Origin of the sequence: Streptomyces sp. 150FB, assembly GCF_000818195.1 — a bacterium.
In the GTDB taxonomy this organism is placed as follows: Bacteria; Actinomycetota; Actinomycetes; order Streptomycetales; family Streptomycetaceae; genus Streptomyces.
The window spans coordinates 1132417-1140453 of the sequence record NZ_JTHL01000001.1; the positions used below are offsets into that span (position 1 = coordinate 1132417).

11 protein-coding genes and 3 pseudogenes are annotated in these 8037 nt (G+C 68.3%); 6 read left to right on the plus strand and 8 right to left on the minus strand.

Going from position 1 to position 8037, the window contains the following annotated elements; translation table 11 throughout:
* Positions 1–214: 214 nt before the first annotated feature.
* Positions 215–880, plus strand: coding sequence for a DUF4097 family beta strand repeat-containing protein (locus tag QR77_RS04385; RefSeq protein ID WP_040019754.1), 666 nt, complete (start codon positions 215–217; stop codon positions 878–880).
* 198 nt (positions 881–1078) lie between these two features.
* Positions 1079–1216 (plus strand): transposase, encoded by a 138-nt coding sequence (locus QR77_RS45805; RefSeq protein ID WP_040019755.1) that lies wholly within the window; start codon positions 1079–1081, stop codon positions 1214–1216.
* A 47-nt stretch (positions 1217–1263) separates the two neighbouring features.
* Here the strand turns inward: QR77_RS45805 and QR77_RS04395 are convergent.
* Positions 1264–1656: pseudogene (locus tag QR77_RS04395) on the minus strand (DUF6086 family protein); the annotation flags it as partial.
* 96 nt (positions 1657–1752) lie between these two features.
* Positions 1753–2124, minus strand: a complete 372-nt coding sequence (locus QR77_RS04400; protein ID WP_236710537.1) for an HAD-IA family hydrolase — start codon at positions 2122–2124, stop codon at positions 1753–1755.
* A 9-nt stretch (positions 2125–2133) separates the two neighbouring features.
* Between QR77_RS04400 and QR77_RS47350 the strand changes: the two genes are divergently transcribed.
* Complete coding sequence (locus QR77_RS47350) at positions 2134–2325, plus strand: hypothetical protein (RefSeq protein ID WP_173476252.1); 192 nt, start codon at positions 2134–2136, stop codon at positions 2323–2325.
* Between the two features lie 100 nt (positions 2326–2425).
* The gene (locus tag QR77_RS45810; RefSeq protein WP_150130354.1) at positions 2426–2605 is read left to right on the plus strand and encodes a hypothetical protein; all 180 of its coding nucleotides are present in this window, start codon (positions 2426–2428) and stop codon (positions 2603–2605) included.
* A gap of 311 nt (positions 2606–2916) precedes the next feature.
* Here the strand turns inward: QR77_RS45810 and QR77_RS04405 are convergent, their stop codons facing one another.
* The 5 genes and pseudogenes from QR77_RS04405 to QR77_RS49745 all read right to left on the minus strand — a co-directional run bounded on the left by QR77_RS04405 (position 2917) and on the right by QR77_RS49745 (position 6274).
* A complete protein-coding gene (locus tag QR77_RS04405) occupies positions 2917–3852 on the minus strand; it encodes an alpha/beta hydrolase (RefSeq protein ID WP_040019757.1) in 936 nt (311 codons plus the stop codon).
* A 410-nt stretch (positions 3853–4262) separates the two neighbouring features.
* On the minus strand, positions 4263–4418 hold the full coding sequence (locus QR77_RS46500) for a hypothetical protein (RefSeq protein WP_160310882.1): 156 nt from the start codon (positions 4416–4418) through the stop codon (positions 4263–4265).
* A 326-nt stretch (positions 4419–4744) separates the two neighbouring features.
* Positions 4745–5164: pseudogene (locus QR77_RS44885) on the minus strand (ATP-binding protein); the annotation flags it as partial.
* 342 nt (positions 5165–5506) lie between these two features.
* Complete coding sequence (locus QR77_RS04415) at positions 5507–6055, minus strand: hypothetical protein (protein WP_052488536.1); 549 nt, start codon at positions 6053–6055, stop codon at positions 5507–5509.
* Between the two features lie 87 nt (positions 6056–6142).
* Positions 6143–6274, minus strand: a complete 132-nt coding sequence (locus tag QR77_RS49745; protein WP_269084308.1) for a hypothetical protein — start codon at positions 6272–6274, stop codon at positions 6143–6145.
* A 164-nt stretch (positions 6275–6438) separates the two neighbouring features.
* Here QR77_RS49745 and QR77_RS48265 point away from each other — a divergent pair.
* Together QR77_RS48265 and QR77_RS04425 are read left to right on the plus strand one after the other, a co-directional pair.
* A pseudogene (locus QR77_RS48265) lies at positions 6439–6827 on the plus strand (HNH endonuclease); the annotation flags it as partial.
* Positions 6828–6916: 89 nt separating this feature from the next.
* Positions 6917–7486 carry a chorismate pyruvate-lyase family protein gene (locus QR77_RS04425; RefSeq protein ID WP_160310883.1) on the plus strand — a complete coding sequence of 190 codons (570 nt, stop codon included), beginning with the start codon at positions 6917–6919 and terminating at the stop codon, positions 7484–7486.
* 206 nt (positions 7487–7692) lie between these two features.
* Here QR77_RS04425 and QR77_RS04430 read toward each other — a convergent pair.
* On the minus strand, positions 7693–8037 hold a 345-nt coding region (locus tag QR77_RS04430; protein ID WP_052488538.1), incomplete at its 5' end, for a DUF2267 domain-containing protein.

Consider the following 8037-nt stretch of genomic DNA (forward strand, 5'->3'; position numbering starts at 1 on the left):
TACGTTCCTCAATGCCGACAGCGTAGCGTTCGCCAGCACCTCAATGCAACGATCAGTAGGTCTGTCATTGCGTTAAATTTACACTCGTTGCAACAAAATCTAAGCTTTCACCTGCATGAATGCATTACATGCGCAACGTACTCGTTGCGTAATCCTCGAACGCAACATAGCGTTTCTCACATCAGAAACAACGAGTGAGCCCGAGGAGAGCATCATGCAGAAGTTCGACACCCCCACCCCCGTCTCCGCCGTCCTGGACATCCCCGCCGGGCGCGTCCAGTTCATCGCCGCCGACCGGACCGACACCACCGTCGAGGTCCTCCCCTCCAACCCCGCCAAGGGCCGCGACGTCCAGGCCGCCGAGCAGACCACCGTCGCCTACGCCGACGGCGTCCTGCGGATCCACACAGCCGGCCCCAAGAACCAGTTGTTCGGCGCCTCCGGGTCCCTGGAGATCACCGTCCAACTGCCTGCCGGGTCAAGCATCGAGGGCAAAGCCGCCGCCTCCGAGGTCCGCAGCGTCGGACGCCTCGGTGACATCGCCTTCGACGGCGCCTACCGCCAGATCAAGATCGACGAGGCCGGGAGCGTCCGTCTCACCGCGATCGACGGCGACGTCGAGGTACGCCGGCTCAACGGCCCCGCGGAAATCACCACCGCGAGGGGCGACATCCGGATCACCGAGGCCGTGCACGGCACGGTCGTACTCCGCACCCAGTCCGGCGACATCTCGGTGGGCGCCGCCGCCGGCGTCTCGGCCGCCCTGGACGCCGGCACCAGCCACGGCCGCATCAACAACGCCCTCAAGAACAACGGCACCACCGAACTCGACATCCGTGCCACCACCTCCAACGGCGACATCACAGCCCAGAGCTTCTAAGCAGGAGCTGACGTGCACCGCCGCCCCGTAAGGGGCCCAGGGGGTCCGAGACCGGGACCAGCCGGTCGAACCACCTGGAACTCGGACTCCAACCGCACCTCGGGCTGGCAAGGCCGTTAGCAGCGCCGGCCGCGTACCGGCCCATCGACACATCAACGCAGCCCGCCCTCGCACAGCGAGGGCGGGCTGCCTCTCGTCATGCAGGCGCACTCGCAGGTACTGGGCGACTCCGGCGTCGTCGAAGGACACGTCAACCGGATCAAGATGCCCAAATGCCAGATGTTCGGCCGAGCCGGCTTTGATCTCCTCCGCAAGCGTGTCCTGCTCTACTCATAGAGCATCGCCTTCTGCGGCTTCCGAGCACTTCGCGGGGCAGACCTGGCTCAGGCCGGCATGAAGCGGCCCAGCTCGCGTGACTTGCACTTAAGGGCGGCTGTCCAAGTCCCCTCAGAGGAAACCTGGGCCGCCGGCACCTGAACATCCTTGAGGCCGCCGTCCTCGGCGACGCCTGCTGGCAGCCAGTTCACCTCGATGCCTGCCCTCTCCGCCAAGACCAACACCGTGGTGACGAAGCCGTCGGACAGGGCAACCATGACTGCGTGACTCGTTCTCCGGTGCCACGCGAGCAGGGCGTCGACAAACTCCTTGAACACGAGAGGGTGGATCTGGCACTCGTCAGCCTGCATGGGGCCGATGCCGGACGGCAGACCCAGTTCGGCTTGGTAGACGCTCACCTGGCTCATGAACAGCCGGGAAGCCCCGTTGGATGGGTTCCAAAGGCCAACCTGGTCGTGGAGCTCGGCGTGACCGGTGACCGCAGTCGCCTTCTGGAGAACGTGGCCGAGCGACGATGGACCGTTACCGTCGTACGGTCAGACGAGTTCCAGGAGTTCGGTCAGGGACATGATGGATGGGACCTGGTCCGTCGCTGCGGTCCGGCACAGCGCCCGACCCTTGTATCCCAGCGCCATTGCCGCGGAAACTAGGCCCGGGAGGTCGTCGACGAACAGACACTCGGACGGTTTGAGACCGAGCCCGGTGCTCGCGTGGTGGTACATGCGCGGGTCGGGCTTCTCGCAGCCGAGCACCGCGGAGATCGCGTACACCTCGAAGTAGTCGCGGATGCCCAGCCCCTCGTGCAGATCAGGCAGGTTCGGCCAGGCGTCCGACACAACGGCCAGCCGCACGCCGCGCCGCTTCAGCTCGGCGAGCGTGTCGAGGACGTCCGGGAACACTTCGAGCACCACCGAGGGATGCACGTCACGGTCGCGGATGCCTGGACCGACTGGAAGACCTCCGCCACCCCTGCCCTGCGGCGACACATCGAGGCAGTCGAGTACTGCGCCGTGTGCCCTCTGCCTCCGGAGCGGGTCGCGGAGGCGTTCATGCTCCCCGGTCATCCTCAGTTCTTCTCCGAGGAGACCAAGTGCGCCTACGGCAAGTGAAAGGGCACCCACCCGGACCGGGGCCCGCTGGCAGCCGAGTTCACCGTGGCCTTCCGGAAGGGCTCCCCGCACAACACCCTCCCGGAAGAAGGACGTCTCCGTGCACCATAATCGTCCCCACCACCCCCCACGCAAGACAAACGGCCCCCTACACCGACTCCTGCACTGGGCCGCGCCCCGCTGGCGCGCCGCCGCCGGGCTCATGCTCCGCGGCGCCTGCTACGGCCTGGGCACCGGCGCCGCCGGCCTCCTCACCTTCTGGATCCAGCAGCAACTCTGACCACGGGCCAGGCGGATCAACCGCCTTCAGCACCAGGGGCAGCCGCGCCGAACGGGGCTTCCGCGATTCACCAAAACCGCGACGCAGAGGTGTCGGCGGACACCCACGGCCGTACTGCGTCGTGTAGGTGGCGGTGCGAGAACCTCCGGACAGGGCCAGGGACAACCTGAACCTGCTCGGCCGCCACAGCCTCACCGCCGGCGCACTGTGCCTGGCTGGTTGGACGGCGTACTGCCGTCCCAACCAGCCACTTATTTGCTTGGTACCGGGCGGTCCGCACCTGGTCTGCAAGACCGCCGGCGTCCTTGGGGTCAGTGCTGTGCGGCGAACCTGTCTTCGATCGCCTTGAGTACGAGGTCGGGGCGTTCCGTCGGCACCTCGTGGGAGGTGCCCTTGGCGGTGACGAGCGTCCGGTTGGGCGCTTCCTTGACGAATGAGGCGGCCGCATCACGCCAGTGCTGAGCGTCCGGGGGAGAGCCTGCGAACGGGGTCTTCTCCGAGACCATGACCGTTGCGGGCACTGAGGTGGGCCACACCACCTTGTGGAAGGCCTGGTGCGCTTCGGCGAAGCCCTCCGCGGTGGAGATGAGCTGGCGGTTGGCCGGCTTCTCGGGGTCCTTCTTCGCTGCGTCGACGTCCGGCTGGGTCGCGGCGACGAGGCGGGGGATTTCCTCGTCGGTGAAGAACTGAGGGAGGTTGGCGTCGACCAGGACCGCGCCGGAGAGCATCTCCGGATCGTCCTGGGCGAGGTTGTTCGCGATCTCGCCGGCCTGGGAGTGGGCCACCAGGGTGACGTCCTTGGTGATGCCCAATTGCTTGAGGCCCGCCTTGAGGTCACTGACGGCGCCCTGGACCTTCCACGCGCCGGGCACCACGTCGCTCTTGCCGAGGCCGGCCCGGTCGTAGGTGATGACGGTGGCGCCGGTGGCCGCGTGAACCTTGGGGGCGATGTCCTTCCACTGCGAGGAGTCCTCGCCGCCGCCCGAGTCCAGGACGATGGTGGAACCGCTGCCTTGTATGGCGTAGAAGGCCAGGCGGTGACCGTCGTTGTCGACCATGTGCAGCTTCGCCTCGGCCGCCTTGCCGGTCCCCGCAGAGGCGGACGGGATGGCGGAGGTAGAGGCCGAGGAACTGGACGAGGAGTCGTTGCTGCTGCACCCCGTGGCGGCGCCGGCAGCCAGGGTCAGCACGGCGAGAGACGACAGCACGCGGTACATGGACCGGTGCCTGCGGGGGGTGCGGGACATGAGTGATCCTTCGAGAGCAGAGGGTGCGCCGTGTCTGCCCAATCATTCGAGATCCCGGCAGCTCGCACGATCCTGCTGACATGTCTATTGGCGGTGGCGCTGGGACCAGCGAGCGCGGTGGGGTTATCCCCCGCGAGCGGCCGCTGAGACTGTGGATCATGTGGGCCTGCCGGTCACGGGGCTCACGCGCACGCTTTCACGAGGCTGGGCGGGTGGACGGCTCTCCTGGCAGTGACCGAGGGCGGCGGCACCGTTATACGCGACCCACCGCAACCTCAAGTTCGGCTGCGGCGCGGCCTCCCTCGGCACCGGAAGCAGGTCGGCACGCGTCTTACTGATGAAACGCTCACGGCGATGCCCGCCCCGATGAACAGGGAGCGTTCATCAATCGACCAAGGACTGACCTCTGGTCAGAGTTCGTAGGGGTAGAGAGCGATCTTCTCCCGCTCGATGAAGAGCTCGACCCAGGTGCCGGCAACACCTTCTGGCATCTGATCGGCAAGGTCCAACAGGACAGTGGTGCCGTCCAGGTCCAGCAGGGCGGCACCGTCCTCTGTGAGGCTCAACCGGCCCCGCAGCACAACGCAGTGCCCGCCAGTCCGGAGCCCAGGACCGATACCGGCAGATGCTTGGCGTTCCGCCCCCAGACGATGTCCTCGTCGATGGTCCACTCGACGTGGTACTCGCCAGGCTCACGGCCCGGTCCCCGCACCACCGGACTGCCGTGTGACCGAACGAGGTTCGGACATCGGCCAGCCAGGAGGTTCCGGGAAACCTCGCGACCTTTACCAGTTCGATCAGCACGGGTCGATCATGCAGGATCCGAGGCGCCACCGGAACCTGTGAAGTTTCGGCGCTGCCTGGCACAGGTTCGCCGGAACATGTGCGCTTTCCCAAAGGACTCGTTCGAGGCGATGGCGACGCTGTTCTTCTCCTCGCGTTCGGTCAGGACCTGGAAGAGGAGTTCGTCGCCGCGGCGGTCCAGTTCCATGTAGCCGAGTTCGTCGATGCAGAGCAGGTCGACGCGGCCGTAGCGGGCGATGGTCTTGTTCAGCCGCTTCGACCAGCTCGTTCACCAGCTTCGTGGCGAGCGTGTAGCGGACGCGGTAGCCCTTCATGGCCGCTTCGGTGCCCAGGGCGATGAGCATGTCTGACTTGCCGGTGCCGGAGTCGCCGATCAGACAGAGCGGCTGGCTCTTCTTGATCCATTCGCAGCGGGGAGGGTGTGGATGGTGGCGGCGTCGATGTTGGGGTTCGCGTCGAAGTCGAAGGCCCGCAGAGACTTCTCCCACGGAAAGCCGGCCGCCGTGACGGCCGGAGGACGGTGAGCCGCCGGCGGTGTGGGCATGGCCCGGTGGTACGGGGCCGGCCGTGTACGTACGGACCGGCGGCCGGTGATCGCTGGCCCCGGTGAACGCACGCTTCGCGTACCCCGACGGTCGTGTCGCTTACCAGGTCGTGGTGACCATTGCGCCCCAGGCCGGATTCGAGCGCATCTACGGGTGGCCGCAAGCAGGGTTGCGCCGGGCCTGGGGGAGCAGCGCCGAGCCGCAGCGCACCCGGTGACCGGCCTGAACCCCCGCCGCCACTCGTGAACAGCGGTGCCGCGAGGCGGACTTGTCCAGCACCGCCGACGACCCTCCCCCGATGCGCGTCAGTGAACCGCTGACGCGGGGCTGCCGTCGGCGGTAAGCCTCCCGGACCGTACGCCGGACAGTTCGGCGAGCAGCTCCAGCATCGCGTCGCAGGCCCGCGCGGCGTCGGCGGCCTGCTTGCCCACCGGCTCGAGGAATGGCGCGTCGTACGGTGCGACCGCCCACCGCAGTCCGGTCAAGTCGTCGGCCAGGCGCACCGGCCCGGCGCCCGCCGCCAGCGCGGCGGCCAGTGCGTGCACGGACGCCGCGACCGACGGGTTTCCCTCCTGCGGCCACGCCGCCGAGGCGTCGCCCAGGCGCTCGCAGACTTCCCGGATCCGTCCCTCGCGCGCCAGACACCAGGTGTCAGCGTTCCGCTGACACCTGCGCTCCTGGCGCTGAGCGGCGGCATCCCGGGTACCGTCCGCGGACTTCTGCGCCCGCTCCAGACGAAGCGCCCGGCTTTCCGCGGACTGCCGGGTGCGCAGCCCCAGCGCCTGGGCGACCGCACCCCACGGGGCCTCGCGCATGCGGGCGGCGCGGATCAGATCGGCCTCCAGGGCGTCCATCTGGGCACGCGCCTCACCCAGTTGCGACAGTGCGGCCAGGACATCCTCCGCCGGGAACTCCGGCGCCTTCGCGCCCGAGCGGGCCGCCTACCCGTACGCTGCCGCGCGTACCGCTCTCATCGCTTCCACCGGATCAATGAACTCGCGTCCGTCGTTGTAGCGCTCCCGGAGCAGCTTCTCCGCCGTGTCCCGCGCGTGACGCCGCGCCGCAAAGTCCATGGCGTCAGAATTCCACTGACACTGACGCCATGTCAGCGGCACGCTGGCGCTCCTGCCTACCTGATCGCTGAAGGACGGGATTCGTTCAAGATCTTCGCCGCCATCCGAGTGATGTCCCGCCGGTTCGCTGCTACCGGCTTCGTCGGCGCCGCTACGAAGAGCGCATGACCAAGACTCTGAAGGCCGTCGGCCTCGCTCTCATCACCGTCCTGCCTCTGCTCGCCGCCGCCCCGGCGCATGCCGCGGAGACGACGACGTCCCTCGCCGACGGCACCAAGGCGCTTCCCGTCGCCGCCGAGCAACGTGCCGGCTACGAGCGCACCAGTTCAGGCACTGGGTGGACGCCGACAAGGACTCCTGCAACACCCGCCCGGAGGTGCTCCTGGAGGAGGCCGTCACCGCACCGACCGTCGGACCCGGCTGCAAGATCACCGGCGGAACCTGGCGGTCGTACTACGACGACACGCTCGTCACGAACGCTGGCGCACTCGACATCGACCACATGGTGCCGTTGGCGGAGGCCTGGGACTCCGGCGCGTCCGGCTGGACGGCGGCGATGTCATGCTGGTTGGCCGGATCCCCGACGGGCCTCCCCGGGGCCGCAAGACCTCGATTCCTCCGGCGATCAAACCGAGGACGTTCATGTCCACCCACACTCTTCAGCCCGGCCCGGAGTCCGCGCTGCGCGGTCTGGATCCTGTCGCGATGACCTTCCGCTGTGCGGCAACGCGCATGCTCCTGACCAGCGACGGCCTGACCACCCCGCTCCTTCAGGCGCTCGTACGCGGACCTCTGCGGGCCCGGGCCCGCGATGTACGGACCCTCAGCCCGGAAGGCCTCCCGCCCGACATCCGGGAAGCCCTCCGCCCCGAGCGCACCGACGACTGCCTGTTCCGCCGGGCTTGTCTGCTGACGGCCACGGGGCTAACGGTGTCGGACAACACAGTCGCGGCCCGCTCCGGAGTGGACCTTCGAGTGGACAGAGCCGTCGCCGACCCCTCCCAGCCGGTGGGATTCGCACTTGCCGAAGCAGGACTGTCCCTGCGCCGGCGTATCGTGCGCATCGGCCGTGCCACATGGCCCGACGGCACCCTCTGCGCGGTCAAGACCTACACCCTCGACAGCCAGGGCAGGCCGCTCCTCTGTATCCGGGAACTCTTCAACCCCCACATCGTTGACGCAACGCTACGCACGGAGGGGCACTCGGGGTGAGGCCCTGACGGGAGCCTGCGAACGCAGACGGCTTCGCCGGCCTCAGGGCCGACCCCTGCCAGGCCAGGGCGGTCGCCTCCGGGCTGTAACACCCGCAACCATGCCTGCGCCTCAACCGCCCGACGGCGCAGGCTGACCAGCCCATCTATGGCCAGGACGTCTCGTCCGCAAGTGAGGTCCTACACCCCCGGCCGGCGTATGGAGCGTCAGGCGGCCTGGAGGAGTTCCGCGCGACCGAAGAGCAGGGCGTTGCCGGCGGGCAGCCGGCCGAGGATGCGGGTGAGGAGGTCCGGGCCGGCGATGAAGGCGAGGGTGGTGAGGACGGAGCCGGCGTCCCAGCGCGCGACGGCGGGAGTGGTGGCGGTGCGGGTGGCGAGTTCTTTGACGAAGGCCCAGCCGGCGAGTGGTTCGGTGGCTGATGCCTGCTCGGTGAGGACCAGGGCCGCCTCGACGGGGAGACGGGCGGCGAGAGCGGCGCGTTCCTGGCCGGACAGTTGCCGTCCGCGCGTGGCGGCGGCGTCGGGCGGCCAGGTCCAGGCGGTTCGGTGTCG